Source organism: Myxococcus vastator (assembly GCF_010894475.1).
Classification (GTDB): domain Bacteria; phylum Myxococcota; class Myxococcia; order Myxococcales; family Myxococcaceae; genus Myxococcus; species Myxococcus vastator.
Window position 1 is genome coordinate 1 of sequence record NZ_JAAIYB010000060.1, and the last position, 26,101, is coordinate 26,101.

The following is a 26,101-nucleotide window of genomic DNA, read 5'->3' on the forward strand; positions in this document are numbered from 1 at the left end:
CCTCATCCCCGCCAACATCCCCACATGTGTTCCGCGACGGGTTGGCTTGCGAGCCACCCTCGCCCACGCTACATGCGCGACTCATGCAGCCCTCCGCCCGGACCGAAACCTCCATGAGTCACGACAGCGAGCTCTCCTCCATTGACGACGCCATCCGTGACATCCAGGAGGGCAAGTTCGTCATCGTCGCCGACGACGAGGACCGTGAGAACGAGGGCGACCTCATCATGGCCGCGGAGAAGGTGACGCCCGAGCACCTGGCCTTCATGGTGCGCCACACCAGCGGCATCGTCTGCATGCCCATGCTGGCGGAGCGGCTGGACGCGCTCCACCTCCCGCAGATGGTGTCGGACAACACCGAATCCCACCGCACCGCCTTCACCGTCTCCGTGGACTACCGCCACGGCACCCACACGGGCGTGTCCGCGGCGGACCGCGCGAAGACCATCCGCGCCCTGGTGGACCCCACCAGCAAGGCCGACGACTTCCTGCGCCCCGGGCACATCTTCCCGCTCCGCTACCGCGAGGGCGGCGTCCTCCGCCGGGCCGGCCACACGGAGGCCACCGTGGACCTGTCCCGCCTCGCCGGACTGGCCGCCTCCGGCATCCTCTGCGAGTTGGTGAAGGACGACGGCACGATGATGCGGATGCCGGACCTCAAGCGCTTCGCCCGCGAGCACAAGCTGTCGCTCGTCACCATCGCGGACCTCATCGAGTACCGCCGCCGCAAGGACCGGCTGGTGCGCCGCGAGCCCGGCCAGCAGACCGTCAACACCCGCTACGGCGAGTTCACCGCCCTCACCTATTCGTGGCTGCCCGACGGCGTGAAGTCCCTCGTCCTGGTGAAGGGCGACCCGGCGTCGCGGCCCAGCGCCCTGGTGCGCCTGCACGCCGCCTGCGCCCTGGGTGACGTGTTCGGCTCCTCGTCATGCAACTGCAACGTGCTGCTGGACCAGGCGCTGGCGCGCATCGCCCGCGAGGGCGCCGGCGTGCTGGTGTACCTGCCCGGCATGCACGGGGATGACTTCGGCATCCACCACAAGCGCAACACCGACGGCAGCAGCGGCCCCACGCGCGGCCCGCAGGACTCGCGCGACCTGGGCATGGGCTGCCAGATTCTCACCGACCTGGGCATCCGCACGCTCCAGGTGATGACCAACTCGGACTTCACCTACCGCGGGCTCGCGGGCTTCGGTCTCACCATCGACAAGCGCGTCCCGCTCCAGCCGGACTGACGCGCCCCTCGCCGGGCGGACCGGGGCTGCGTCAACCCAGGTCCGCCAGCGCGCCCTTCACCGCGTCCAGCGTCGCGGGCAGCTCCACTGGCGGGTTGGCGAACTGGCTCGTCACCTCCGCCAGCGCGCCGCGGTGGTAGCCCACCTTGAAGTCAGCGAACTTCAGGCCGTGCGCGGTAGACACCACCGCCACGCGCGAGCCCCGGGCAATCACGCCCCGCGCCACCAGCTTCTCCAGCGCCGCCAGCGCCACGCCCGTGTGCGGACAGGTGAAGGTCCCCTCGCGGTCCGCGCGCGCGGCGGCATTCGCCAGCTCGGACTCGCTGGCGTCCTCCACCACGCCGTCGAAGGCCTTGAGCACCTTCACCGCGCGCTTGAAGGACACCGGGTTGCCAATCTGGATGGCCGACGCCAGCGTGGGCTCGGCCCGCAGCGGCACCAGCTCCTGGAAGCCGCCCCGGAACGCGCGCGCCAGCGGGTTGGCCTTCTGGGCCTGCGCCACGGCGATGCGCGGCCGGCGGGTGATGAGCCCCAAGGACAGCATCAGCTCGAAGCCCTTGCCCAGGGCGCTGGCGTTGCCCAGGTTGCCGCCGGGAATCACCACCCAGTCCGGCGGCTCCCAGCCCAGGTCCTGGCAGAGCTCCACGGCGACCATCTTCTGGCCTTCGATGCGCAGCGAGTTCATCGAGTTGGCCAGGTACAGCCCCGTGTCCGCCGTCACCGCCTGCACCAGCTTCATGCAGCCGTCGAAGTCCGTGTCCAGCGACAGCACCCGCGCCCCATTGGCGATGGGCTGCACGAGCTGCGCGAGCGACACCTTGTTCCGCGGCAGGAACACCACCGCCGGAATCCCCGCCGCCGCGCAGTAGGCGGAGAGCGCCGCGGACGTGTCCCCCGTGGAGGCACACGCCACCGCGCGCAGCGGAACGCCCCGGGCGCGCATGTGCTTCACCGCGGAGACCAGGACAGTCATCCCCCAGTCCTTGAAGCTGCCCGTGGGCGAGACGCCGCACTCCTTCAAGTCCAGCGCGGCCAGCCCCAGCTCCGCCGCCATGCGCGGCAGCGGCTTGAGCGGCACGCGCCCCTCGCCGAGCGAGACGATGTCCTCCGCGGGCAGCTGTGGATACGCCCACTCCCGCTTGCCCCACACGCCCGAACCATCCGGCAGGCGCGCGGAGCCGAAGCGCGTCTCGAAGCGGCGCTTCCACTCCGCCGCGGACACCGTGCCCAGGGCCTTCACGTCGTGCGCGACCTCCAGCAGGCCACCGCAGCGCGGGCACCGGTACACCACGTCCATCAGCGAGGCGCGGAAGTCACAGCCCTCACTGCACGCGTACTCCGCGCGGAACGCCGAAGCCGCCCCCTCGCTCATGCCTCCTCCAGTGCCCGCGTGCCACACTCCGGGCAGCTCTTCCCGAGCCGCACGCGGGTATGACACGACACGCACGCGCGCCAGCCGTCATCGTCGGCAGGAGCCTTTCCAGGCGCCGCGGCCACCGGGGGCTTCACCCGGGGCAGCCGCATGCCGCAGTGGTCGCAGAGCAGCCCCGCCGCCTGGGTGTTACGGCAGTAGCGGCAGACGACGGCGCCCAGCGGCGCGGCGGTGCGCACGCCGTCGTCCGGGGCACGTCCGGTGTCCAGCTCCGGCATGGGAACCACCGGAACGGCCCCCATGTCCCTGGCGCGGGTCAGTTGCAGGTCGGGGACCACCTGCGCCGGCAAATCTGGCCCGGAACGGAGCCGCGTCACGTCCAGGTCGGGCAACACGGCGGCGGCCACCGGCGCGCGGCCTCCGGCATGCGGTGTCACCTCCAGCTCCGGCAGCGTCGCGATGGGCGCGGGCTCCGCCACCGCCGCGGGGAACCGCTTGCCGCAGACGTCGCACTCCGTCCCTTCGGGCTGAACGTGGTCACAGAGCGGACAAATAATCATGATGTGCGAACGTTAGCGGGCCGCCGCCGACATGGCGAGCAAGCGGACACCCAGCCTGTCTCCCGCCTCGCCGGGTCAGGAGCCACCCGAGCCCAGGACGTCACCCCTGCGACAGGGGCTGCCCTGTCATGGGCACGAAGCGAACTGGCAGCAGGGACTCCACCTGGGGCACCTCTCCGGGCCGGAGGGCGCGCTGGATGCGCAGCAGTTGCTGGGTGCCTCCCTGAGGCCCCACCGGAATGAGCATGCGTCCGCCCGGCTTGAGCTGCGAAAGGAGCTGAAGCGGAACGTCTGGCGGCGCCGCGGCGGCGAGGATGGCATCGAAGGGCGCCTGCTCCGGCCAGCCCAATGAGCCGTCTCCTTCCCGGAACGAGACGTTTTCGAAGCCCTGCCGCTCCAGCACCTCCCGCGCCGACCGGGCCAGCTCCGGGACGATTTCGACGGTGTAGACGGCGCGGCACAACAGGGACAGGAGCGCCGTCTGGTAGCCCGAGCCGGTGCCGACTTCGAGCACGCGCTCGTCCCCCTGGAGCTGGAGCGCCTCCGTCATCAGCGCCACGACGTAGGGCTGGCTGATGGTCTGCCCCTGGCCGATGGGCAGCGGCACGTCCGCGCCGGCCTCTTCGCGCAGGTCCTCCGGTACGAAGTCGGCGCGGTTCAGCCGGGAGATGGCCTCCAGGACCCGCGTGTCCTGGATGCCATGCCGCGACAGGTAGTCGGCCCTTCCCCAATCACTCATGCCCCTAGCCTAGCCATGACAGGCGCCCTAACCCACCCGTGCGAGCGCGAGCCGCCCTTCCCAGCGTTCCTCGAGCGCCTTCACGAGGCCCTGGTTCTCCTTCGCCTTCATGTCCGGGTCCTTCTCCAGGATGCGCCGGGCCTCGGACTGCGCCATGGAGAGCAGGTCTCCGTCCCGCGCCAGGTTGGCCACCGCCAGCTCGGGCAGGCCACTCTGGCGCGTGCCCAGGAATTCACCCGGGCCTCGAATCTCCAGGTCCTTCTCCGCGATGACGAAGCCGTCGCTGCTCTGCTCCATCACCGTCAGGCGCTCGGCGGACTCCCAGGAGCGCGCGCTTCCGGCCACCAGGTGGCAGAAGCTCGCCGCCGCGCCGCGCCCCACCCGTCCCCGGAGCTGGTGAAGCTGTGACAGGCCGAAGCGTTCGGCGGACTCCACCACCATGACGGAGGCGTTGGGCACGTCCACGCCCACCTCCACCACCGTCGTGCAGACGAGCAGGTCCACGCGCTTCTCGCGGAAGTCCTCCATGACGGAGTCCTTCTCCTCCGCCTTCATCCGCCCGTGCAGCAGCCCCACCTTCGCGTCGGGGAACACCTTCCGGAGCTTCTCCACGCCGCGCGTGGCGTCCTCCAGGTCCAGCTTCTCCGACTCCTCCACCAGCGGGTAGACGACGTAGGCCTGGTGCCCCTTGGCCAGCTCCGCGCCCACGGACTCGTAGACGAGCGCGCGCTGCTTGTCGTTGAACACCCGCGTCTGGATGGGCGTGCGGCCCGGCGGGAGCTGGTCGATGACGGACAGGTCCAGGTCTCCGTACAGCGTCATGGCCAGCGTGCGGGGAATGGGCGTGGCCGTCATCACCAGCACATCCGGCTTGGGGCCCTTGCTCATCAGCGTGTGGCGCTGGAGCACGCCGAAGCGGTGCTGTTCGTCGATGACGGCCAGGCCCAGGCGCTCAAAGGAGACGTCGGCCTGGAGCAGCGCGTGCGTGCCCACGGCCAGCTGGATTTCGCCTCGGGCCACGGCCTCACGCACCTGGCGCTTGGCCTTCGCCGTGCCCGCCGCGCTCACCAGGCCCACGCGGTAGCCCAGCGGCTCCATCACCTTGCGGAAGTTGCGCTCGTGCTGCTCGGCGAGGATCTCCGTGGGCGCCATGACGGCCACCTGGTAGCCGGCCTGCAACGCGATGAGGGCGGAGACCATGGCCACCGCCGTCTTGCCGCTGCCCACGTCTCCCTGGACCAGCCGGTTCATGGGCTCCGGGCGCGCCATGTCCCAGCAGAGCTCCTCCACCACCCGCGCCTGCGCGCCGGTGAGCTGGAACGGCAGCGCGTCCCGCGCCTTGGCCAGCCGGGGCTCGGACACGTCGAAGGAGATGCCGACCTCCGCCTTCACGCCCTGCCGCTTGAGCGCCATGCCCAACTGGAGGAAGAACAGCTCGTCGAACGCGAGCCGCCGGTGCGCGGGGCTCTGGTGCGCGTCGAGCGCCTCCAGGTCCGCGTCCCCGGGCGGAAAGTGGATGAAGCGCAGCGCGTCCGGAAGGCCCATCAAGTCCAGGCGGCGGCGCAGGTCCGCGGGCAGCGGGTCCTCCAGCTCGTGCGCGTACTGCTCGCCGACGCGGGAGGTCAGCTCGCGGAAGGAGCGCTGCTCGCCGCGCTCGAAGCCCGGGTACACGGGGACGATGCGGTTGAAGTGGACCGACGTCGTGGAGTCCAGGTCCTCCGCCGGCTCTATCTCCGGATGGGCCATCTCCCGGCCCGTCATGGTGGCGCGGACCTCGCCGGAGAGGACGAGGCGCGTGCCCACGGTGAACCGGCTCTTCAGCCAGGGGCCCGCGTTGAAGTACGTGGCGGCGATGCTGCCCGAGCGGTCCCCCACGACGGCGCGGAACATGCGCCGGCCCTGGCGGCCCGCGACGAAGTCCGCCACCTTGACGACGCCCACCGTGACGCCCCGCTCACCGGGCTCCAGCTCCGCGATGGTGCGCAACCGGCGGCGGTCCTCGTAGCAGCGCGGCAGCATGAAGAGGATGTCGCCCATGCGGCGCAGCCCCTTCTTGTCGAGCGCCGAGACGAGCCTGGGCCCCAGCCGCTTGCCCAGCGTCTTCAGCGGCGACGACAGCGGCCCGGAGCGCGGCGCGATGGAGAGGAGCTTCGCCTCGGAGCGCGAGGCCTCCGCCGCGACAGCCCGCTTCTTCTTTCGCGGGGCCTTCTCCTTGCGCGTCTTCGCGCCGGGAACCGCCTCCGCCCCCGTGTCGAGCGCGGCCTGCCGGAGCCCCGGCTTCGCCCGAGACGACGGCGCGCCCTGCCGCCCGTCCGAGGGCTGCGGCGCGGCGACGTTCGCCCGCGGCGGCGCCATCCTCGGGGGCCGGGCCGCCAGGAGGTCCGAGTCCATCCCGGCCTGACGTCCCTGCGGCCCATCAGGACTCATGCGCGGCAGGGGCCCCGCAACGCCGCCTCCACGCGCAGGGGCCGAGGCTCCCCCCGAAGCCGGTCCTCGAGGCGCCTCCGGCCGCGGGCGCGACGAGGGCAGTGGCTCCGCCGACTTCCAGGGCGGCACATACCCCGGGGGCGTCGTGCCTCCCGAATTTACCGGAACAGCCTGCGGGGTCCGTGGCCGAGCCGGAACCGCGCCCTCCATCGTCACGCCGTGCAGCTCCGCGGGCAGCTCCACGCCGCTGACCTTCAGCCCGGCCACGACGCGCCGGAGCGCGGCCTTGCGGCGCTCGGGCATGGCGTGGTCCACGTCGGGCAGCGCGGCCCTCAAGTGGTCCAGGGCCCGTGCGTCCACGCCGCTGGCCCCGGCAAGCGCGCGCTCCAGCACCGGGCGCAACGACTTCACGGTGGCCAGCATCGCGAAGTCGCGCTGGCACACGTACCGAAGGGGCCCAACAAGGCTGGCGAGCGGGTGGTTCACGCGGGGGGTCCGCCGTACATCCTACGGAACGGGGATGACGTCGCCCACAAAACGAGACCGGGGAAGCGAGCCCTGGCCCGCTCCCCCGGCAACTCACTGCGGCCTCCGAGAATCAGCTCTCGCTCGCCGCGGCCTCTTCCTCGGGCTCCTCGAAGCGGATCTCCTGGATCTCCAGCTCGCGCACGCCGCCGGGGCTCTGCACCGTGGCGACGTCACCCACCTTCTTGCCGATGAGCGCGCGCGCCACCGGCGAGGTGACGGCAATCCACCGCTTCTTCAGATCGGCCTCGATCTCCCCCACGAGCCGGTAGCTCACCGGCTTGTCGGTTTCGGTATCGAGCAGGTCCACCGTCGCCCCGAAGATGACCTTGTCGCCGCCCAGCTTCGAAGGGTCGATGACCTCCGCGCGAGCAATCCAGTCGTTGAGGGTCAGGATGCGCCCCTCGATGTGCGACTGCTTCTCCTTCGCCGCGTGGTACTCCGCGTTCTCGCGCAGGTCGCCATGTGCGCGAGCGACCTCGATCTCGCGCGAGATCTTCCCCCGCTCGACGGACTGGAGGTGCTTCAGCTCCTCCTTCAGCTTGCGCAGTCCGGACGGGGTCATCGGGATGTTGTCGCTCCCGCTGCTCATCGACACAGCTCCTTCCACCACACCCAGGTTCAAGACGATGGAGGGCCGGTGCTCCGCTTCCAGAGCCCGGCCCCCGCGACCAGCGTCCAATGTAGGGAACCACTGACAAGTTGGTCAATGAAACCCGTACAGGGAACGGGAGATGGGCTGGGCGCGCGCCCGGTGACCCGCTAGTCTGCCCCCGTGCTGTCCGTCCAGGAATTGCGCGCGCTCGGTGCCGCGCTGCCCTCCAGTACCTTCCAGCGTCAACTGGGGCCTTTCGCACTCATCCAGCGCCCGCCCTCCGAGGCCTCGGCCGCGGTGCTCGCCCCCACACGCATGGCGGCGCCCTCGGAAATCGAGCAGGGCATGCTGGCCTTGCTGTTCGAATTCGAACACCTGCGCGTCGCCACCCTGCCGCCGCTCGACGCCACCGACCGGCTGCGCATTGGCCGCCGCATGGACTGCGACCTGGTCGTCGACGACGCGTCCGTCTCCAAGATGCACGCGGAGCTGCGGTGGAACGAAGCCGACCAGCGCTGCACCGTGCAGGACCTGGGCTCCACCAACGGCACCTTCCTCAACGCCCGCTCCCTGGGTGGCCGCGAGGCGGTGCTGCGCGACGGAGACATCCTGAGCGTGGGCAACGTGCAGTTCTGGTACCTGCTCACCCGCACCCTGCATGAGCGCCTGCGCGCGGGCGAGGCCACCGGGCTGGGCTCACGCAGCGGCTGAGCCTTCACGCGTCCCCACGCCCACGCTGTTTCCGAACGCGACAGGAGCCCGCATGTCCACACCGCCACGCGACGAGCGCGACTACTTCGAGCGCATCTACACCGTCACCGCGCAGGTGCCGCATGGGCAGGTGGCCACGTATGGGGACATCGCCGTCATCGTCGGTGATGGCTGCGATGCCCGCGTCGTGGGACATGCACTGGGCGCGTTGGGCACCCGCGCGGACAGCGTGCCCTGGCAACGCATCATCAATCGCACGGGTGCTATCAGCACCTCCGGTTACGGACAGCGCGAGGCCCTGGAGGCGGAGGGCGTCACCTTCGACGAGCGAGACCACGTCCGGATGGCGTCACATCACTGGACTGGGCCCAGCGAGACATGGGCCCGCGCCCATGGGTTCCAGCCGTTGCCTCCGCGCGAAGTCGTGAAGACACCCGGCGCGCAATTGAATCTGTTCTGAACAGGCGCTTACCTTCCCGTCTGCTTGCGTCGAGGCACGGACGCGCGAAAGTTCGGACTCCGGCCACGGGGCCGGCGTCCAAACATGCCGCTCGCGCTGCTCCGCTGGGGAGTCTTCATCCTCCTGTGCCTGTTCGCGCCCCAAGCCCTCGCCGGCGACGCAAAGCCCCGGCGAAGTGAGGCGAAGGGGGCTCGGCTCGTGCGTCTCAAGAACGGGCAGCTGCTCCACCACGACGCCGCGGACGCATACCGGCGGATGAAGGCGGAAGCCCGCTCGAAGAACATCTACCTCTGGGTCCGCAGCGGCTACCGCTCCCCCGCGAAGCAGCGGCGGCTGTATGAGCGCTACCGCAAGGGCAAGGGGCCCCAGGCGGCGCGGCCCGGGCGCTCCAACCATCAGCGGGGCCTCGCGGTGGACCTGGTCATCGGCGGCGTCAAGACGCCGACCTATGACTGGCTCGTGTCGAATGCCTGCCGCTTCGGCTTCAAGCGCACGGTGCGCTCCGAGCCCTGGCATTGGGAGTACCGCCCGCGCAGCACCCGCGAGCCGGCGCCGGGCCGCGACTGCGTGGGCCGGCCCTTGAAGCGCCCACGGCCCAGGCCTCCTCCCGTGGCGAGCACCGAGAAGAGCTGAAGCGCCCTAACGCCAACGCGGGGCGTCGTCAATCCGGCCCCAGGGCATCCCGACCTCACGGGTTGGGGCCATTTGGCCGGGGGGACTGATTTTTATCAGACATCTCGATTACGGTGAGCAGCCATGCTCGTCGTCACATCGAACCTCGAAGCCGTCACCGTCCACGCGGAGGGGGCGCTTTGTACGCGGGTCGCCACGGTTCCCATGGCGGGAGGGATGCTGCCCTCGCAGGTGCGAATCAATGGCCTGCCCTTGTCGTTGCAGCCGGGCTCGCTCCGGGCGTCCGTGGTCCACGGCCCGTCGGGGCTCGCCGTGCGCGACCTTCGTCCCACCTACGACGTCCAGCTTCCGCCAGAAGTCGACGTGCCCGCGGAGCACCGTGCCGTCGAGGAGGCCGAGCACCGCCTCTCCGACCTCACGCAACAGCTCGCCCGCGTGGGTCAGGAGCTGGAGGCGCTGTCGAAGCTGTCCCCCGGTTTCCCTCCCCGGCCGAAGGGAGCACAGGAGCCCCGGGGCGCCCCCGTGTCCGCGATGCTGTCGCTCATGTCCTTCGTGGACACGGAGCTGGCGGCGCTCCATTCACGGAAGCTGGAGCTGGAGCGGCAGCAGCGTGACGCCGAAGCCGCGCTGCGCTTGCGGCGCAGCCGCGTGGCGGAGGCCTCATCGTCCGTGCGAAGCCAGCGCGCTCGCGTGTACCGCGCGGTCGTGCTGACGCTGTCAGGCCCCCTCCCCGCGGACCAGGGTGCGCAGCTCGCGCTGGAGTACGCCGTCCAGGGGGCGCGCTGGGTGCCCACCTATGACTTGCGCCTGCCGCGCACGCTGGAAGAGGGAACGCTGCGCATGCGCGCCTCCGTCCTCCAGCGCACCGGCGAGGACTGGACGGGGGTGAAGCTCGCCGTCTCCACCGCGGACCTCGCCCGCCACGCGGAGGTCCCCGAGCTGAAGGCGCTGCGCATTGGCCGCCACCAACCGCCTCCCGCGCGTTCGGGCTGGAGAGAGGCGCCACCGGGGCTCGAGGAGCTGTTCGCGGGCTACGACGCCAGCCTGCCCACGCCGACGCAGCCCGAGCCCACGCCCCTCCCCGCAGTCTTCGAACAGCCCCGGGAGAAGAACAAGAGCGGCGCCATGCCCATGGCGCCCGAGCCCGACTACGCCATGGAGGAAGTGGCCGAGCCACCTCCGCCACCACCGGGAGCGGCCCCTCGACGCGCACCGGCGCGCCCCAGCGCCGCGGCCCCGTTCCCAGAGAAGAAGAAGTCCCGGGGCGGCGTCATGATGCCGCGCGCGAGCCGGCCGCCACCTCCGGCCAAGGTCGAGGCGGAGGACGAAGGTGCGTTCGACGATGACGAAGACGGGCTCAGCCTGGATGCCGCCGCGCTGGGAGGTGGCGGCGGGGGGGGCGCCGAGCGCACGCCTCCACGGCAGAACCCCTCCGACGCGCTGCTGGACTACGACCGCTTGACGATGGCGCCCGCGGAGGACCTGGGCGCGCGTGGCAGGCTGCAGCCGCGCCCCGGGCACCTCACCCGGGAGCTGGTGGCGCTGGCGGAGGTCCACGCGCAGCTCGACATCACCGTGCGAGTCGCGCTGAGCGTGAAGGAGACCTTGTCCGTGTGGACGGCCACCGCGCCGGCGTGGTCCCAGCCGCCCCGGACGTCCTCGCCGCACTTCGATGCGCGCTTCGACGTGGAGACGCGCGCGGACGTGCCTTCGGACGGCGCGTGGCACACCGTGCCGGTGTTGTCGGTGCCGGTGGGGCTGTCCGCGGAGTACGTCTGCGTCCCCTCCGTGGAGCCGCGGGCGTTCCGCACGGTGCGCGTGGAGAACCGGACGCCGTATCCGCTGCTGGCAGGTCCGGTGGACGTCACGCTGGAGAACGAGTTCCTGATGACGTCTCCTTTGCCCACCATGGCCCCGGGCTCGACGCAGCGGCTGGGGCTCGGCGTGGAGGAGTCCATCAAGGTCGCGCGCAACACGCGGTTCGACGAGGCGACGGGCGGCATGTTCGGCGGCTCGACGATGCTGACGCACCACGTGTCGGTGGAGCTGGCCAACCGGCTGGCCAATCGCGTCCTGGTGGAGGTGTGCGAGCGCGTGCCCACCGTCCCCGCCAGCACGGAGAAGGACATCAAGGTGGAGGAGCTGGAGGTCGCCCCGCTCTGGCAGAAGCGCATGCCCCTGCCCGGCGAAGAGAAGGTGGAGGGCGAGCGCGCGTGGCGCGTGGTGCTCCAGCCGGGTGAAGCACAGACACTGAAGGCGACATGGACCGTCAAGATTCCGGGCAACAAGATGCTCGGCGGCGGAAACCGGAGGACATGATGGGCACCCCTTTCATCCTGCCCGTGGTCAAGGTCACCGTCCTCGAGGACCGGGCGCTCGTCGAGCGGCGGGGGGAGATTCCCCTGTCCGTGGGAACGCAGCGGCTGGTCATCCAGGGACTGTCCCCGCTCGCGGTGGACCGCTCGCTGCAGGCGAAGGTGGCGGGTGGCACCATCTCCCAGGCGCGCATCCGCCGGGCCGCGAAGCCGCAAGCGCCCGAGGCCGAGCGCGAGCACCGCACGGCGCTCGGGGCGCGCGTCGCGAAGCTGGAGCAGGAGCTCCGGCGCGTGGCGGCCGATGAGACTCGACTGTCGGCCCGGCTGCGGCTGCTGGACACCGCGCGCGCCGACGTCCACCGCGCCATCTCCGAGCAGGCAGGCGCCGGACAGTCGCAGCCGGAGACGTGGCGGGAGCAGTTGGAGACCGTGCGCCGCGAGCAGGTGTCAGCGGACTCGGCACTCCGTGAGGCGCAGCGTCAGGCGCTGCGCCTGCGGCAGCAGCTCGACGAGGCGCGGGGCTCTCAGTCGGCCGTCGAGCTCCTGGAGCCGAAGGTCGACGTCCAGGCGGAGCTGGAGGTGGGCCACCCCACCGGAGGGCCCGCCACGTTGTCCGTCACATACCTGGTGCCCTGTACGGCCTGGCGGCCTTCCTACCGCGCCACGCTGTCCCGCGAAGGCTCCGGCGAGTCCGTCACCCTGGAGTGCGAGGCCGTCGTCTGGCAGCGCACCGAGGAGGAGTGGAAGGACGTGGAGCTGGCTTTCTCCACCGCGCGGCCCACGCTGGGCGCCACGCCGCCGCGGCTCCAGGAGGACCGGCTGTGGCTGCGGGACAAGACGGAGCGCGAGAAGCAGGTGGTGGAGGTGGCCATCCGCGAGGAGGTCATCCAGACCGCGGGCGAGCCCGGCGCGGCGCGGCAGGAGGATGCGCTGCCGGGCATGGACGACGGCGGCGAGCCCCTGACGGTGACGGCCCCGCATCGGGCCACCGTGCCGTCCGACGGCGAGCCCTATCGAGTCCCCCTGTTTCAGTTCACCGCGCCCGCGGCCTCGGAGCTGGTGGCCATGCCGGAGCAGTCGCCGCTGGTGCATCGGGTGGCCCGGTTCGACAACACGGGCCCTACGGTGTTGCTCGCGGGCCCCGTGAAGCTGGTGCGCACCCACGGCTATGTGGGGCGCGCGCAGCTGCGCTTCACCGGCAAGGGTGAGCGCGTGAAGCTGGGCTTCGGGAGCGAGGACGCGCTGCGCGTGGCGCGCACGGAGGACGTGGGACGGGAGACCAGCCGGCTCACCGGCCGCAAGGTGACGACGCACCAGGTGCGGCTGTTCCTCTCCAACATGGGCGCGCAGGCGGTGCCGGTGGCCATCGAGGAACGGATTCCCGTCTCCGAGGTGGAGGCGGTGGAGATTCAGTTGCTGCGGGAGAGCACGAAGCCCGCGCCCGCCCGCGTCAGCGAAGAGGGCATCGTCCGCTTCGAGCTGACGGCGTCGCCCCGCTCGCAGCAGGAGCTGGCGATGGACTACGTGGTGACGAGCGCGGCGAAGGTGGCCGGGCTCTGAGCAGGCTCGGGTTCCACCGCGAAACAGCCCTGGGGGGCCGGGACTTCCGCCACGGTTGCGGCGGCAGCATTCATCCCCCCGGGAGGAAGCCCCATGAGCGTCACTCGCGCGGTGTGCACCGTCGGCATGCTGGTGTCTGCCTGCCTGTCCTCTCAGGCCGTGAGGGCAGCGCCGCCCCCGGAGCAGGAAGCGACACCCCCGCCGCCTCAGCTCGCGGTGGAGGTCGGCGGGACGCTGTCTCCCATGCGGCACCCCGCGACGGAGGTGCCGACGCTGCGTTCACGGGTGAAGTCGGTGAGCGCCCGGAGCGGCGCGGCGCGGCTCTCCGGTGGGATTCACTTCAACCTCGTCCGCGGCTCCGAGCGGAGCGACTGGTGGTGGACGAACGGCATCGACTGGTACCTGGCGGGAGGTGACGTCCAGGTCCTGGCGATGCGGCCGGGGCTGGAGAAGCGCTTCTCGCTGACGCGAATCGTGACGCTCGGGGTGAGCGCGTTCGGCAACGCGGCGGAGGTCTCCCTGCCCACGGGGCGGCTGGGTGCCAACAACTTCTACGAGGGCCGCAGGAGCAAGTGGGCCTTCGGCGCGGGCGGACTGGCCGCGATCCAGCTCAAGCTCGGCCGCTACGTGCATGCCCGCGTCCACGGCGGATACACGCACTACTTCGAGAAGGCAGACGGGCTTCAGCCGACTCCCGATGCGGCGCCGTTCACGGTTTCGCTGGATGGGCCGTTCGCTGGGGCGCTGCTTGGATTGGACCTCTAGAAGCCGCGCCGCGCACCTGTTCCCGGACCTGCCGGGCGGCGAGCCCTTGCGGCACGAGATGGAAGAGCGCATCGCGAAGGAAGCGCCCCGCTGAATTCTCCCACTGGCCCACGCGCCCCAGGCTCCAGGAACGCGTTACGAAGCTGTTGGCGCGCTCGAGCCGGCGTTGCTCGTAGGCCGCCAGCGCCGCGTCCACGGGGCCCTCGCCGGACAGACACTCCGCCAGCACCACGGCGTCCTCGATGGCCTGACACCCACCCTGCCCCAGGTTGGGCGTCATCGGGTGCGCGGCGTCTCCCAGCAGCGTCACCCGGCCCCGGCTCCAGCGGCTGGCGGGCGGCCGGTCGTGGATGTCCGTGCGGAGGATGTTCGCCTCATCCGTCGCGGCAATCAGGTCCGCGATGGGCGCGTGCCACCCACCGAAGATGGACTGCAGCCGGGCACGCGACGTCCCAGGCGCATCCTGCTCTCCGGCCGGCGCATTCCGCGTGGCGAACCAGTACGTCTGTCCGAAGCCAATGGGCACCACCCCGAAGCGCGCCCCAGGCCCCCACGTCTCCGAGACAAGTCCCGGCGTCGCGCTCGGGACGTCTGAGCACACGCCCCGCCAGCTCGTGTAGCCCGAATAGCGCAGCGGCGCGTCACCCAGCAGCGCCCCGCGCACCACCGAGCGCAGCCCGTCCGCGCCCACCAGCGCATCGCCCGTCACCGAGCTCCCGTCCGACAACCGCACCGTCACCGTCTGGCCGTCGTCGTGAAACGCCGTCACGGTGAGCCCCAACCGGACGTTCTCCTCCCCGGCATGGGCCAGCAGCACGGACTGGAGCCGCGCCCGGTGGACGCACACCAGCGGCAATCCCAGCTCCTCCTGAAGCCGAGCCACCGGGAGCCGCGTGAGCGCCGAACCCGACGACCTCAGGATCGCGCTGTCCGTGGGACACGCACCGGTCCGGGCCACCTCGTCACACAGGCCGATGCGGCGCAGGGCCGCCGAGGCGTTCATCTGCACCGTGAGGCCCGCGCCCACCCACTTCAGGGAATCGGAGCGCTCGAAGACGGTGACGGAGAGGCCCGCGCGCCGAAGCGCGCAGGCCAGCGTGAGTCCACCAATTCCAGCCCCGGCCACGAGAACATGCCTGGGCGATGACGTGCTCATGCGCCGCGCTTTAGCAGGTCTGCCACGGCGAGTCGCGACTCATGTGCAACCCAGTGACGGGAGGTCAGTGCTGCACCACCGCCACGTAGTTGCCGTACCGCGTCTGGATTTCCGACACGTACTTCACCGGCTCGGAGCCGCGGACATAGCCGTGGCGAGCTCGCTTGAAGTACTGCGGCTGTTCGAGCAGCAGCATCGCCTTCGCCACGTTGCCGTACCACTTGTTCGGATCCAACCCCTGCTCGATGGCCAGCCGGCGGGCATCCAGGACGTGGCCCAGCCCCGCGTTGTAGGAGGCGAGCGCGAAGCGCAGCCGCTGCTTGAAGGGAATCTCCGGGGCGATGCGGCCCAGCATCTGGTGCATGTACTTCACCCCCGCGTGGATGCCCTGCTCCGGGTCCTCCAGCTTGACGAAGCCCAGCTCCTTCCCGGTGACGGGCATCACCTGGAAGAGGCCTTGGGCGCCCACGTAGCTGCGCGCCTTCGGGTTGAAGCGGCTCTCCTGGAACATCTGCGCCACCATCAACCGCCAGTCCAGGCCGTACCGCGCCGAGTACGACTGCACCAGGGGGTCGTAAGGCGAGATGCTGCCCTCGGCCGTCGCGAGGCTCGTCGGGGGCGGCTGGTGGCGGCGACCCTCGAAGTAGCGGCGGCGCGTCATGTTGTACTCGACGCCCCGGTACGTCTTCTTCACGAAGCCATCGAGGAACGCCTGCAGCGCCGCGTTCTCCTTCCGAACGGCGAAGGCGATGCCGTAGTGGCCGTCCTTCCCGGCCGGCTCGCCCTGCCCCGGCAGCGTGAGGGCGGCCTCCACGTCATCCCGGAACACCAGCTCCGCGGCCAGGATGTGGCTGTCGGTGATGGTGTACGGAATCTCGCCGCGCGCCACGCGGTCCAGGAGCGCGCTGATCTCCTGGTCCTCGGGCTCCTCGACGACGGTGAAGCCGTGCACGCCCTTCAAGGCGCTCAACGTCGCGGCGTGGCTGGTGCCCTTCGGCACATGCACCGTCTTCCCCTTCAGCGCCTCCAGCGACGCGAGCTTCGGGGCCCCGCTGCGCTGGACCAGCACCTCGTCCGTGTAGAGGTACGGGCGGCTGAACGACACCCGCTCCCGGCGCGCCGCGGTGTCCGTCATCGCCGCGGCGATCAGGTCGCCGCGCCCCTCCGTCAACCACGGGATGAGCTGGTCGAAGGTCGGCGGCACGACAATCTCCAGCCGGACGCCGAGCTCCTTCGCGATCATGTTCGCCAGGTGGTAGTCGAAGCCGGCCTGATCCCCTCGGTGGAGGTAGTAGCTGACGGCGCTGTTGCGGGTGAGCACGCGCAGCACGCCACGCTTGCGGATGCCGTCCAGGTCCCCGGTGAACCGCTTCTCGCGGTACTCCGTGAGGGCGAACTCCACCAGGAACGTGTTCAGCGCGGTGCGGAGCTTCGGGTTCTCCAGACGCATGGCCCACGCCAGCGGACGGGCCTTGGCGACGAGAAAGAGCGCCTCCACGTCCGTGTTGTACGTCTCGATGGCCGATAGCAGGTGGCTGTCCACCACCGTCAGGGGAAGTTCCCCGCGCGACACCTGCCACACCAGGTGCTCGGGCTCGGCGGACTCAGGAGCCTCCGCGATGACGAGCCCCGGGGCCTCCTTCTTCGCCAGCGCCTGGAGCGACGCGGCGAAGGTGGAGCTGGCGCGGACGTGAATGGTGCGGCCCGCCAGGTCCTCCACCTTCCGCGGCAGGTTGTCCGCGCCCCGGCGGCCCACGACGACCTCGTTGACTCGCGTCAGGGGACGCGTGAAGGCGACCTGCTTCTCCCGGTCCTTCGTCACCGCCAGGTCGGCGGCGATGACGTCCCCGTGTCCCTCCTGAAGCAGCCGGATGAGCTTGTCGAAGCTGTCCACGGTGAGGAACTCGACCGCCAGTCCGTGCTTCGCCCCGAAGCGCTCCAACAACGCCCGGTCCTGCGCCTTGGGCATGCCCTGGCGCGGGAGGAAGTCCTCGTCGGTGCCCTCCACCAAAACGCGCAGCACGCCCCGCTTCTGGAGCTCCGGGAGGTCTCCCTTGAACGGGGGCTCCTTCAATCGCGCGCTCACCGACTCCGTGGTGGCGCCCGTGGGCGCCAGGGGCGCTTCCGGAAAGGGGGAATCCTCCGGGTTCGCCGAGGCCGTGGCAGCGGGCTTCGACGGTTTCGCCGGAGCCTCCGCGGGCTCCTTCTTGCAAGCGACCAACAGGAACAGGGCGGCGGAAACGAGCCACCGCGAGGACGACGGGCTTGGACGGACCAACGGCATCAGGATGTACCCCCTTGGCACGGATGTCCGCGACGCGACGCCCCCAGGCCGGAGGCGCACGAACACCCTCGGCGTAAATCTCTATCCGATTCCGCATGGTCGATTGAACCCACCCCTGGCCTTGACTTGCCGGGTGGATTCCGAAGCGCGGCGGACGCGCACACTCGCGCACTCACGTCGAGTGCGCGGCTCACCCGAACCAACGGCCCACGGAGACGCCTCGGACGGTGTAGGGACCTGCCTGGACTTCAGTGAGCGATGTACGCATCGTTGCGACTCCCCTCCAGTCAGGGCCCTCTATGGAAAACGCCTCTCTCCAGGAAGTCGTCGCGCCGGAAGGCATCTGCTACGGCTGCGGCAGCAAGAACCCTCACGGCCTGCACATCCAGAGCTACTGGGATGAGGACGGCATCCACGTGGTGGCTCGCCACACGCCCGATGACCGGTACAGCGGCTGGCCGGACCTCGTCTACGGCGGGTTGATTGCCATGCTGGTCGACTGTCACTCGAACTGGACGGCGATGGCGTACCACTACCGCGCGGAAGGCCGCTCGCCTGGCAGCTCGCCGGCCATCGAATGCGTCACCGGGAGCCTGGGCGTGAAGTTCATCAAGCCCACGCCCATGGGCGTCCCGCTCACCCTCCGTGCGCGGGTGGAGGGCGAAGTCGGACGCAAGAGCCGAGTCCTCTGTGAGGTCTTCGCCGGCGAGACGCTGACCGCGGTGGGCGACTCCATCTTCGTCCGCGTCGACACGGCCCAATTGAAGGCCGCGGCGCACGGCCGCGAAGACTGACGCGAAAGGCCCCGTGCCCTACCCCTTGTCGGGCACTGGCAGGCCCAGCTCGGCGCGCAGCTCCGCGGTGCCGCGCCCCATCTGGTACCGGCGATGGTTCTCCGCGGTGGTGAAGCTCCGTGTCTCCATCCGGTCCACGTAGAGCGCGCCGTCCAGGTGGTCCAGCTCATGCTGGAGGATGCGCGCGTACCAGCCCCGGGCCTGGATGGTCACGGGCTGGCCGTGCTCATCGAGCGCCTCCACGCGCACGGCGCTGGCGCGAGGAACCAGGGCCGCGAAGCCCGCCACGCTCAGGCACCCTTCGTGGAACTCCGCGGGTGCCGCGTCCTCCACCACCAGCCTGGGATTGATGAGCACGTGGAAGGGAACGGGCCTCCGCCCTCGCGCCGCCAGCTCCCTTTCCGACAGGCCCGCCTGATACTCGGCCCGGTCCTCGATGACGACGACTCGCAGGCCCACGCCCACCTGGGGCGCCGCCAGCCCGACACCGGGCGCGTCCCGCATGGTGTCGCGCATCTGCTCGATGAGTCGCGCCGTCTCCGGGCTGGCGAGCTCCTCCGGCGTCAAATCGCGCGCCTTCCGCCGCAGCACCGGGTCCCCTGCCTGGACAATCTTGAGCACCATGCCGCCAGCGTAGCAGGGCTCGCTACGCGCCGGACTGACGACGGCGCGCCACCCACTGCCGTCCGGGGGTGGTGTCCACTCCGCACCGTTCCAGGCCGGGGAAGACGACGTCATGCAGGGCCTGGATGAACACCTCGAGCTTGCGCGCATGCGGCAGCACGCCGTGCGCCAGGAGCGTGGCGCTGTCCGCATCGGACAGGCCCTTCGCGAAGAGCCTGGGCGACACGCTCTCCTCCAGCATCTCAGGCAGGTACGGCGAGAGGAGCGACACGTCGCCCGCTTCGGCGGCATGCGCGAGGTAGGCCCACCCCAGCCGGCTGTGCGCGACCTCGTCCCGGAGGATGTCCCGAAGCACCGCGCGCACCCGAGGCGGTCCGTCCACGGCCAGGACCGAGGTCAACCCGGCCGTGCTCTCGGTCTCCGAGATGCAGCAGGCGGCGACGACTTCGTAGAGCACTCGCTCGCGAAGGCCGAGGTCTCGCGGAGCGGTCTCCCGCGCCACCAGGGGCACGGGGGGCATCACCTCCTGCCCGTAGGTGCGCGCCATCAGCTCGCACATGCCCGCGTGGCGCCGTTCGTCCTCCGACGCGCGGCGCGCGAGCTCCACCAGCGTTTCGGGAGTGGCCAGCTGCTCGAGCGCTCCTGCCAGCCGGGCGAAGCGTAGACTGGCGTCCAGCTCCTCCTGCCTGCGGAAGACCCAGGTCTCCGCGACGAGCTGCCGGAGCGCGGCTGGCATCGTTCGCCCCGGTCTCCGGGGCAGGCCCGGGTCGGCCGGACAGCCATCATCAGGAGCGTCGTTCATGGTGGCCTCGAAACGCTGAGCGTAGCCGACGTGCGAGACAGACAGCGCGAAAGGAATCGCTTATCGCAGTGAGTCATTGCGTTGGGCAGCGGGACTGCGCGCAAGGGTGTGCATGGCGGGCCCCTGGCTGATGCTAGGCTGACGCGCCATGGCTCGTCGCAAGAAGGCCGATGAACTGGCCTCCCGCGTCCGAAACCTGCTCGCGATGGACGCCGCGGGCATCATGCGCAGGCTCGAGGCCCGCCAGGATGAGATGTTCACCCTCTTCTCCCGCCTGCGCAGCCGCGAACCGCTCCTGGACACCATCGCATCGCGGTATGCCAGCGGCGCGTTCGACCAGCTCATCCACCTGCCCGAGCAGGAACAGGCCGTGGTGGACCACTTCTACGGCCGCCTGGACGAGCTGCGCTGGTACTTCACGTACACCGAGGACATGCCCGGCACCGCCCAGCTGATCTTCTCCAAGCTGCACAAGCGGCTGGAGGAGTCCTACCGCGTGCTCGTGGTGACGCTGGGCCCGCCGGTTCCGCCAGATGGCTCCCGCGTGGTGGATGTCGAGGCCGTCCGGCACGACGCCGCCGAAGCACCACCACGGAAGACGCTGACACGCACCACGCGGCGCGCGTAGTCGCCCCACTCGCCAGCAGCCCTCATCCGCCGAGAGCCCGTGCCTCACGCCGCGGGAGCGGGCGCCGCCGCCACTCCGGCATCACCGGCCTGGCGCTTCGGCGTGAGCTTCCGCATGGACGTCTTGCCCACCACGACGTCCACCATCTTCTTCGCGCGGGTCCAGACGCTCTCCTGCACGTAGGGGATGCCGTACTTCGCGCAGAGCGCCTTCACCTGCGGCTGCACCTCCCGGTACTTCAGCATCGGCAGGTCCGGCCAGAGGTGGTGCTCAATCTGGTAGTTCAGCCACAGGTGAGCGAAGTCGTTCAGGTCTCCGCCCGTCCGGTAGTTCGCGCTGCCAATCACCTGCTGCACGTAGCGCTCGCCACGGCTCTCCGGCTTCGAGTCGAACCGGTACAGGTCCTCACCCGTGTGGTTCGGGCCCACCACCAGGAACGTGTGCAGGCTGGTGAGGACGTCCGCCATCACCGAGTTGCAGAACGCGCTGAACGACGCCCACGGCCCCAGCACCAGGTAGAGCGCCGGGAAGAGCCCGAACTGCACGGCCGAATACGGCAGATAGCAGCTCAGCAGCAGCTCCTTCAGCTCCTCGCGCGTCAGGTCCCCACCCTTGCGCCGGCCCTTGCGGCGCAGCGAGCTGAGCGTCTCCGGCGCGTAGTAGCTGGCCCGCCACGTCAGCGCGAGCAGCGTGAGCTGCACGTACCGCAGCGCCAGCGAGCGCTCCGGGTTGCGCAGCGTCCCCTCCGCGTTGCGCTCCAGGAGGTCGGGGTCCGCGTCCTCGCCGGTGTGCGAGTGATGGAGCACGTTGTGCTCGAACACCCAGGCCTCCGGCAGCATCCAGTCGAGCCAGTCGAGGTAGCGGCGGCGCCCCTTCGCGAAGCCCTTGCCCGTGCGAGACGCAGGCAGTCCCGGCACCCTGTCATAGCCCCGGTGCCCCACGTGGTGCATCAGCAGCCAGCGCGTGGACCGCCCCACGCTGAGCGCCGCCGCGCTGAGCGGGTTCGGCGCCAGCCAGCACGTCGCCGCGCCCAGCACGGTCGCCGCCCTGCCCCAGCGTTCAATCTTCCGGAGGTGCGCCGCATCCGCCTCGCCGAGCGATGCGTCCAGTTGCTCACGCAGCGCCTTCAGCTCACGGAGAAACCCCTCCACGTCCACGGAAGAAATGTCGAAGTCGGGGGCGGACTGGGACGGCATGCAGAGCTCTCCTGGGTCACGGAGGTGGCGCGGGGGGAAGGAGGCAACGGCGCGGCGCGAAAGGTAGCCGCCAGGGTCCGCGGGCGTCCAGCCACGCTTTCCCTCGGCCCCTGCTTCCGCACGAGGCCATGCGGAGGCACGAGGCGCGGGTTATACCCCGCACTCTGAGTCCGCCCCACGGGGTGGCGACTCACGCCCTTCGAATGCAAGGTTCCGACATGACAGACCTGTTCGCTCCCCTCGAGCTCCGAAAGAGCGTCATCGCGCCCAACCGCATCTGGCTGGCGCCCCTGACGAACACCCAGAGCCATGCCGATGGCTCACTCTCCGACGCGGAGCTTCGCTTCCTCGCGATGCGCGCCGACGGCGGGTTCGGCGTGGTGGAGACGTGCGCCGCCTACGTCTCGCAGGACGGCAAGGCATGGCCGGGCGAGCTGGGCGTGCACGACGACGCGATGCTGCCCGGGCTGAAGCGCCTGGCCGCGCGCATCCATGAAGGGGGCGCCCTGCTCTCCGCGCAGCTCTTCCACGGCGGCCTGCGCGCCAACCCCGAGGTCAGCCAGCGCGAGGTGTGGAGCGCCAGCGCGTATGACGCGGACGGCCTCCGCTGCCGCGAAGCCACCGAGGCCGACATCGAGGGTGTCATCGAAGCCTTCGCGAGCGCGGCGCGCCGCTGCGCCGAGGCGGGGTTCGACGCCGTGGAGCTCCATGGCGCACACGGCTACCTGCTCTCACAGTTCCTGAGCACCGTCTTCAACCGCCGGCAGGACCGCTGGGGCGGCGCGCTGGAGAACCGCTGGCGCCTGCTGCAGGAGACCGTGCGCGCGGTGCGGCGCGCGGCGCCCTCCCTGGTCCTCGCCGTGCGCCTGTCACCGGAGGACGCGGGGCAGGCCAAGGGCCTGGATTTGGACGAGTCGCTGGAGGTCGCGCGCATGCTCACGAGCGAGGGCGTGGACGTCCTCCACCTGTCCCTGTGGAAGGCGGCGCTCAACACCCGGAAGCGGCCTGAGCAGCACGCGACGCCGCTCTTCCGGCAGGCCGTGGGCCCCGGTGTTCGCATCGTCGTCGCGGGCGAGGTGCGCACGCGCGAGGAGGCAGAGGCCCAGCTCGCGCGCGGCGCGGACGCCGTGGCCGTGGGCCGCGCGGCCATCGCGAATCATGACTGGCCGCGCCGCGTGCAGCGAGGCGACGCGCTCCAGGTGCCGCCGCTGTCCCCCAGCGCGCTCAACGCCGAGGGACTGTCCGACGTCTTCGTGAACTACATGCGCAACTGGCGCGGCTTCGTGACGGACCAGCCCACCTGAGGCGGCGTGTCAGCGCCGGGTGCCCGGGGGCGCCGCGGTGATGCCCAGGTACTCCTGGAGCGGCTTCACTTCCAGGTCCGCGCGCTTGAGCGACTCCAGCGCGCCCACCGCCATGCGCGCCGCCTGCACCGTCGTGTAGTACGGCACCGAGTGCATCAGCGACTCGCGGCGGATGGAGAAGCTGTCGGCGATCTCCTGCTTGCCGAAGGTGGTGTTGATGACCAGCACGATTTCGCCGTCGACAATCTTGTCGACGATGTTCGGGCGGCCCTCCTTCACCTTCTGCACCACCTGCGCCTCGATGCCCTTCGTCGCCAGGTAGGTGTGCGTCCCCGCGGTGACGATGAGCGAGAAGCCCATGCTCCGCAGGCGCCGCGCCAGGTCCACCACCGCCGGCTTGTCGTCGTCCTTGACGGAGATGAACACCTTGCCACTCTTGGGCAGCTTCACGCCCGCGGCGAGCTGGCTCTTGGCGAAGGCGGACGCGTAGTCGTTCGCCAGGCCCATCACCTCGCCGGTGGACTTCATCTCCGGCCCGAGGATGACGTCCACGCCCGCGAAGCGCGCGAAGGGGAACACGCTCTCCTTCACCGCCACGTGCTTGAACTCCGGCTCCTGCGTGGCGCCCAGCTCCTTGAGCGTCTTGCCCACCATGCAGAGCGCGGCGATCTTCGCCATCGCCACGCCGGTGGCCTTGGAGATGAAGGGCACCGTGCGGCTCGCGCGCGGGTTCACCTCCAGGATGTAGATGGTCTTCCCCTGGATGGCGAACTGCACGTTCATCAGGCCCACCACGCCCAGCTCGCGCGCCAGGGCGATGGCCTGGTCCTTCATCCGCTCCACCAGGTCCGGCGACAGCGAGTGCGGCGGCAGCGTGGCCGCGGCGTCACCGGAGTGCACGCCCGCCTCCTGGATGTGCTCCAGCACGCCGCCAATCATCACCGCGCCGGTGCGGTCCGCCACCAGATCCAGGTCCACCTCGATGGCTTCCTTCAGGAAGCGGTCGATGAGCACCGGGTGCTCGGGCGAAGCGCTCACCGCCTCGCGCATGTACCGCTCCAGGCTGGACACGTCGTAGACGGTCTCCATGGCCCGGCCGCCCAGCACGTAGGAGGGCCGCACCATGACGGGGTAGCCGATGCGCTCGGCCACCTTGAAGGCCTCCGCGTGGCTGCGCGCGACGCCGTTCTCCGGCTGCTTCAGGCCCAGCTTCTCGATGAGCTTGGAGAAGCGCTCACGGTCCTCCGCGCGGTCGATGGCGTCCGGCGGCGTCCCCAGAATAGGCAGGCCCGCCTTCTCCAGCGGCACGGAGATACGCAGCGGCGTCTGGCCGCCGAACTGGACGATGGCGCCCACCGGCTTCTCCCGCTGGGACACCTCGAGCACGTCCTCGATGGTCAGCGGCTCGAAGTACAGGCGGTCCGACGTGTCGTAGTCGGTGGACACCGTCTCCGGGTTGCAGTTGACCATCACCGTCTCGTAGCCGGCCTCGCGCAGGGCGAAGGCCGCGTGGACGCAGGCGTAGTCGAACTCGATGCCCTGGCCGATGCGGATGGGGCCGCTGCCCAGGATGAGGACCTTCTGGCGGTCCGTGGGGGGCGCCTCGTCCTCCTCCTCGTAGGTGGAGTACAGGTAGGGCGTGTACGCCTCGAACTCCGCGGCGCAGGTGTCCACCCGCTTGAAGACGGGCCGGATGCCACGCGCGTGGCGGTGCGCCCGCACCTCGTCCTCCGGGTAGCCCAGGAGCTTGCCCAGGTACTTGTCGGAGAAGCCGTGCGCCTTGGCCTGCCGGAGCACGTCATCCGGGAGCTGGTCCAGGCGGCCGTACTCCTGCAGCGACTGCGCCTCGTTCACCAGCATCTGGATGTAGCGCAGGAACCACGGGTCGATGGCGGACAGCGCGTGCACGTCCTCCACCGTCAGGCCCTCGCGGAAGGCCTGGGCCACGAACCAGGGGCGCTCCGGGCGGGGGATGCGCAGCGCCTCGCGCAGCACCTTCTCCCGCTCCTCCTTCTCCGCGGGCAGCTCCGGAGACTCCAGGCCCACGCGGCCCAGCTCCATGGAGCGCAGCGCCTTCATGTACGCCTCCGGGAAGGTGCGGCCAATGGCCATCACCTCGCCCACCGAGCGCATGCTCGTGGTCAGCGTCCGGTCCGCGTGCGGGAACTTCTCGAAGTTGAAGCGCGGCACCTTCACCACCACGTAGTCCAGCGTCGGCTCGAACGAGGCCGGCGTGTCCCGGGTGATGTCGTTGCGCAGCTCGTCCAGCGTGTAGCCCAGCGCCAGCTTCGCGGCGATCTTCGCGATGGGGTAGCCCGTCGCCTTCGACGCCAGCGCGCTGGAGCGCGACACGCGCGGGTTCATCTCGATGACGACCATGCGGCCGTCCTTCGGGTGGATGCCGAACTGGATGTTGGAGCCGCCCGTGTCGACGCCAATCTCCCGGATGATGGCCAGCGACGCCTGCCGCATCCGCTGGTACTCGCGGTCCGTCAGCGTCTGCGCGGGCGCCACGGTGATGGAGTCACCGGTGTGCACGCCCATGGGGTCCAGGTTTTCAATGGAGCAGACGATGATGACGTTGTCCGCCGTGTCGCGGACCACCTCCAGCTCGTACTCCTTCCAGCCCAGCACGCTCTCCTCCACCAGGATGGTGGTGGTGGGGCTGGCCTTCAGGCCCGAGCGGCAGATGGCCTCGAACTCCTCGCGGTTGTACGCGATGCCGCCACCGGTGCCGCCCAGGGTGAAGGACGGGCGGATGATGGCCGGGAAGCCGATGTCCTCCACCAGTTGCATCGCCTGGTCCAGCGTCGTCGCGTAGCCGCTCTTGGGCAGGGCCACGCCAATCTTCTGCATGGCCGCCTTGAAGAGCTGGCGGTCCTCGGCCTTGTTGATGGCCTCCAGGGACGCGCCGATGAGGCGCACGCCGTACTTCGCCAGGATGCCCTGCTCCGCCAGCGCCTTGGCGAGGTTGAGCGCCGTCTGGCCGCCCATGGTGGGAAGCAGCGAGTCCGGCCGCTCCGCGGCGAGGATGCGCTCCGCCGCCTCCACCGTGATCGGCTCAATGTAGGTGCGATGCGCGAACTCAGGGTCCGTCATCACGGTGGCGGGGTTGCTGTTGAGCAGCACCACCTCCACGCCTTCATCCCGGAGTGCCTTGATGGCCTGTGTACCGGAGTAGTCGAACTCGACGGCCTGCCCGATGACAATCGGACCCGAGCCAATCACCAGAACCTTGCGGATATCGGTACGCTTGGGCATCGGGGCGCCCCCATACCAACGTCCGCCCCCACATGCGAGGACTGTGTTGAGGCCGCCCGCTCGCACGGACGCCGGGCCCCGCCCGCCGTCCTCTGCTAGGCTCCGCCGCCCACGGAGGTTCCATGCGCCACTGGTCCCTGGCACTGCTCGTCTCG

21 protein-coding genes are annotated in these 26,101 nt (G+C 70.4%); 10 read left to right on the forward strand and 11 right to left on the reverse strand.

What is annotated here, in order from left to right; all coding sequences use genetic code 11:
* Nucleotides 1-83 precede the first annotated feature (83 nt).
* On the forward strand, nt 84-1,235 hold the full coding sequence (gene ribB, locus G4D87_RS08830; protein WP_163780868.1) for a 3,4-dihydroxy-2-butanone-4-phosphate synthase: 1,152 nt from the start codon (nt 84-86) through the stop codon (nt 1,233-1,235).
* 31 nt (nt 1,236-1,266) lie between these two features.
* Here ribB and thrC read toward each other — a convergent pair whose 3' ends face one another.
* From thrC to greA, 5 genes are all read right to left on the reverse strand, one after another.
* The gene (gene thrC / locus G4D87_RS08835) at nt 1,267-2,607 is read right to left on the reverse strand and encodes a threonine synthase (RefSeq protein ID WP_163780869.1); all 1,341 of its coding nucleotides are present in this window, start codon (nt 2,605-2,607) and stop codon (nt 1,267-1,269) included.
* A complete protein-coding gene (locus G4D87_RS08840; RefSeq protein ID WP_163780871.1) occupies nt 2,604-3,167 on the reverse strand; it encodes a hypothetical protein in 564 nt (187 codons plus the stop codon). The genes thrC and G4D87_RS08840 overlap by 4 nt, the downstream gene beginning before the upstream one ends.
* 100 nt (nt 3,168-3,267) lie before the next feature.
* Complete coding sequence (locus G4D87_RS08845; protein ID WP_163780873.1) at nt 3,268-3,906, reverse strand: protein-L-isoaspartate(D-aspartate) O-methyltransferase; 639 nt, start codon at nt 3,904-3,906, stop codon at nt 3,268-3,270.
* 27 nt (nt 3,907-3,933) lie between these two features.
* Nucleotides 3,934-6,777 carry an ATP-dependent DNA helicase RecG gene (recG, locus tag G4D87_RS08850; RefSeq protein ID WP_163780875.1) on the reverse strand — a complete coding sequence of 948 codons (2,844 nt, stop codon included), beginning with the start codon at nt 6,775-6,777 and terminating at the stop codon, nt 3,934-3,936.
* Nucleotides 6,778-6,931: 154 nt separating this feature from the next.
* Entirely contained in the window at nt 6,932-7,450 is a 519-nt protein-coding gene (gene greA / locus G4D87_RS08855) for a transcription elongation factor GreA (protein ID WP_163780877.1), read from the reverse strand.
* Nucleotides 7,451-7,633: 183 nt separating this feature from the next.
* Between greA and G4D87_RS08860 the strand changes: the two genes are divergently transcribed.
* The 6 genes from G4D87_RS08860 to G4D87_RS08885 all read left to right on the forward strand — a co-directional run bounded on the left by G4D87_RS08860 (nt 7,634) and on the right by G4D87_RS08885 (nt 13,897).
* Nucleotides 7,634-8,164 carry an FHA domain-containing protein gene (locus G4D87_RS08860; protein ID WP_163780879.1) on the forward strand — a complete coding sequence of 177 codons (531 nt, stop codon included), beginning with the start codon at nt 7,634-7,636 and terminating at the stop codon, nt 8,162-8,164.
* 52 nt (nt 8,165-8,216) lie between these two features.
* Nucleotides 8,217-8,624 (forward strand): MGMT family protein, encoded by a 408-nt coding sequence (locus G4D87_RS08865; RefSeq protein ID WP_163780881.1) that lies wholly within the window; start codon nt 8,217-8,219, stop codon nt 8,622-8,624.
* Between the two features lie 198 nt (nt 8,625-8,822).
* Entirely contained in the window at nt 8,823-9,257 is a 435-nt protein-coding gene (locus tag G4D87_RS08870; RefSeq protein ID WP_240358117.1) for a M15 family metallopeptidase, read from the forward strand.
* Nucleotides 9,258-9,380: 123 nt separating this feature from the next.
* Nucleotides 9,381-11,576, forward strand: coding sequence for a mucoidy inhibitor MuiA family protein (locus G4D87_RS08875; protein ID WP_163780885.1), 2,196 nt, complete (start codon nt 9,381-9,383; stop codon nt 11,574-11,576).
* A complete protein-coding gene (locus G4D87_RS08880; protein WP_163780906.1) occupies nt 11,576-13,132 on the forward strand; it encodes a mucoidy inhibitor MuiA family protein in 1,557 nt (518 codons plus the stop codon). Before G4D87_RS08875 ends, G4D87_RS08880 begins: the two co-directional genes overlap by 1 nt.
* Before the next feature lie 93 nt (nt 13,133-13,225).
* Entirely contained in the window at nt 13,226-13,897 is a 672-nt protein-coding gene (locus G4D87_RS08885; protein WP_163780888.1) for a hypothetical protein, read from the forward strand.
* On the opposite strand, the gene G4D87_RS08890 is transcribed toward G4D87_RS08885, so the two are convergent.
* Both G4D87_RS08890 and G4D87_RS08895 read right to left on the reverse strand, forming a co-directional pair.
* Nucleotides 13,842-15,023, reverse strand: coding sequence for an FAD-dependent monooxygenase (locus G4D87_RS08890; protein WP_240358118.1), 1,182 nt, complete (start codon nt 15,021-15,023; stop codon nt 13,842-13,844). The genes G4D87_RS08885 and G4D87_RS08890 overlap by 56 nt on opposite strands.
* Nucleotides 15,024-15,117: 94 nt before the next feature.
* Nucleotides 15,118-17,337 (reverse strand): MltF family protein, encoded by a 2,220-nt coding sequence (locus tag G4D87_RS08895; protein WP_163780891.1) that lies wholly within the window; start codon nt 17,335-17,337, stop codon nt 15,118-15,120.
* 299 nt (nt 17,338-17,636) lie between these two features.
* Here G4D87_RS08895 and G4D87_RS08900 point away from each other — a divergent pair, with 299 nt between their 5' ends.
* Nucleotides 17,637-18,131 (forward strand): PaaI family thioesterase, encoded by a 495-nt coding sequence (locus G4D87_RS08900; protein WP_163780893.1) that lies wholly within the window; start codon nt 17,637-17,639, stop codon nt 18,129-18,131.
* A gap of 18 nt (nt 18,132-18,149) precedes the next feature.
* Here G4D87_RS08900 and def read toward each other — a convergent pair whose 3' ends face one another.
* Both def and G4D87_RS08910 read right to left on the reverse strand, forming a co-directional pair.
* A complete protein-coding gene (def, locus tag G4D87_RS08905; RefSeq protein ID WP_163780895.1) occupies nt 18,150-18,755 on the reverse strand; it encodes a peptide deformylase in 606 nt (201 codons plus the stop codon).
* 22 nt (nt 18,756-18,777) lie between these two features.
* Nucleotides 18,778-19,557 carry a ferritin-like domain-containing protein gene (locus G4D87_RS08910; RefSeq protein WP_240358119.1) on the reverse strand — a complete coding sequence of 260 codons (780 nt, stop codon included), beginning with the start codon at nt 19,555-19,557 and terminating at the stop codon, nt 18,778-18,780.
* Nucleotides 19,558-19,705: 148 nt separating this feature from the next.
* On the opposite strand from G4D87_RS08910, the gene G4D87_RS08915 reads away from it, so the two are divergent.
* Entirely contained in the window at nt 19,706-20,185 is a 480-nt protein-coding gene (locus G4D87_RS08915; RefSeq protein ID WP_163780898.1) for a hypothetical protein, read from the forward strand.
* 44 nt (nt 20,186-20,229) lie between these two features.
* Here the strand turns inward: G4D87_RS08915 and G4D87_RS08920 are convergent, their stop codons facing one another.
* Nucleotides 20,230-21,381: a fatty acid desaturase family protein gene (locus G4D87_RS08920; protein WP_163780900.1), complete on the reverse strand. Its 1,152-nt coding sequence runs from the start codon at nt 21,379-21,381 to the stop codon at nt 20,230-20,232.
* A gap of 218 nt (nt 21,382-21,599) precedes the next feature.
* Here G4D87_RS08920 and G4D87_RS08925 point away from each other — a divergent pair, with 218 nt between their 5' ends.
* Nucleotides 21,600-22,685, forward strand: a complete 1,086-nt coding sequence (locus G4D87_RS08925) for an NADH:flavin oxidoreductase (RefSeq protein ID WP_163780902.1) — start codon at nt 21,600-21,602, stop codon at nt 22,683-22,685.
* A gap of 9 nt (nt 22,686-22,694) precedes the next feature.
* Here the strand turns inward: G4D87_RS08925 and carB are convergent, their stop codons facing one another.
* Nucleotides 22,695-25,946, reverse strand: coding sequence for a carbamoyl-phosphate synthase large subunit (gene carB / locus G4D87_RS08930; protein WP_163780904.1), 3,252 nt, complete (start codon nt 25,944-25,946; stop codon nt 22,695-22,697).
* Nucleotides 25,947-26,101 lie beyond the last annotated feature (155 nt).

Coding starts and splice junctions, on each gene's coding strand:
- ribB (WP_163780868.1), top strand. CDS start 84: ATGCAGCCCTCCGCCCGGACCGAAACCTCCATGAGTCACGACAGCGAG.
- thrC (WP_163780869.1), bottom strand. CDS start 2,607: ATGAGCGAGGGGGCGGCTTCGGCGTTCCGCGCGGAGTACGCGTGCAGT.
- G4D87_RS08840 (WP_163780871.1), bottom strand. CDS start 3,167: ATGATTATTTGTCCGCTCTGTGACCACGTTCAGCCCGAAGGGACGGAG.
- G4D87_RS08845 (WP_163780873.1), bottom strand. CDS start 3,906: ATGAGTGATTGGGGAAGGGCCGACTACCTGTCGCGGCATGGCATCCAG.
- greA (WP_163780877.1), bottom strand. CDS start 7,450: ATGAGCAGCGGGAGCGACAACATCCCGATGACCCCGTCCGGACTGCGC.
- G4D87_RS08865 (WP_163780881.1), top strand. CDS start 8,217: ATGTCCACACCGCCACGCGACGAGCGCGACTACTTCGAGCGCATCTAC.
- G4D87_RS08875 (WP_163780885.1), top strand. CDS start 9,381: ATGCTCGTCGTCACATCGAACCTCGAAGCCGTCACCGTCCACGCGGAG.
- G4D87_RS08880 (WP_163780906.1), top strand. CDS start 11,576: ATGGGCACCCCTTTCATCCTGCCCGTGGTCAAGGTCACCGTCCTCGAG.
- G4D87_RS08885 (WP_163780888.1), top strand. CDS start 13,226: ATGAGCGTCACTCGCGCGGTGTGCACCGTCGGCATGCTGGTGTCTGCC.
- G4D87_RS08895 (WP_163780891.1), bottom strand. CDS start 17,337: ATGCCGTTGGTCCGTCCAAGCCCGTCGTCCTCGCGGTGGCTCGTTTCC.
- G4D87_RS08900 (WP_163780893.1), top strand. CDS start 17,637: ATGGAAAACGCCTCTCTCCAGGAAGTCGTCGCGCCGGAAGGCATCTGC.
- def (WP_163780895.1), bottom strand. CDS start 18,755: ATGGTGCTCAAGATTGTCCAGGCAGGGGACCCGGTGCTGCGGCGGAAG.
- G4D87_RS08910 (WP_240358119.1), bottom strand. CDS start 19,557: ATGAACGACGCTCCTGATGATGGCTGTCCGGCCGACCCGGGCCTGCCC.
- G4D87_RS08915 (WP_163780898.1), top strand. CDS start 19,706: ATGGCTCGTCGCAAGAAGGCCGATGAACTGGCCTCCCGCGTCCGAAAC.
- G4D87_RS08920 (WP_163780900.1), bottom strand. CDS start 21,381: ATGCCGTCCCAGTCCGCCCCCGACTTCGACATTTCTTCCGTGGACGTG.
- G4D87_RS08925 (WP_163780902.1), top strand. CDS start 21,600: ATGACAGACCTGTTCGCTCCCCTCGAGCTCCGAAAGAGCGTCATCGCG.
- carB (WP_163780904.1), bottom strand. CDS start 25,946: ATGCCCAAGCGTACCGATATCCGCAAGGTTCTGGTGATTGGCTCGGGT.